At 43.0% G+C, this 428-nt stretch carries 1 rRNA gene; it reads left to right on the top strand.

Annotated features, from left to right (window positions below):
- The first annotated feature begins 310 nt into the window (after positions 1-310).
- Positions 311-426 (top strand): 5S ribosomal RNA (gene rrf, locus K0625_RS24355).
- The last annotated feature ends 2 nt before the right edge of the window (positions 427-428 follow it).

The raw sequence follows: 428 nt of genomic DNA, 5'->3' as shown, positions 1-428 counted from the left end.
TCGTGAGGCTTAACCATACAACCCAGATGGGTTTTACATCAACTTTGGTGTTACAAGCACAAAAGAATACGAACTTGATTTAAGTTGGTCATAAAATGCTCCTGCATTTATGACATACAGTACATCCTTGTACTAAACCCAATTATTTAAAGCTTTCTAAATATTTATTGAAGTCAGCGCAGCTAATGGCTGAGATTGACAACGCTACGACAAAACGAGCATCACAGTGTACTCCAGTACATGAGAAGCGCAGTGCCGAGTAAGGCCGTCAAGATAGTCAGTAGCAAGCGATTAAAAAGTAAAGAATTAGTCTGGAAACAATAGCATTGTGGTCCCACCTGATCCCATCTCGAACTCAGAAGTGAAACGCAATCGCGCCGATGGTAGTGTGGGGTCTCCCCATGTGAGAGTAGGTCATTTCCAGGCGC

It is taken from the genome of Shewanella nanhaiensis, from assembly GCF_019457885.1.
Taxonomy (GTDB): Bacteria; Pseudomonadota; Gammaproteobacteria; order Enterobacterales; family Shewanellaceae; genus Shewanella; species Shewanella nanhaiensis.
Note: the sequence above shows the minus strand (reverse complement) of the source record. Positions and strands in the feature narration are given on the sequence as shown.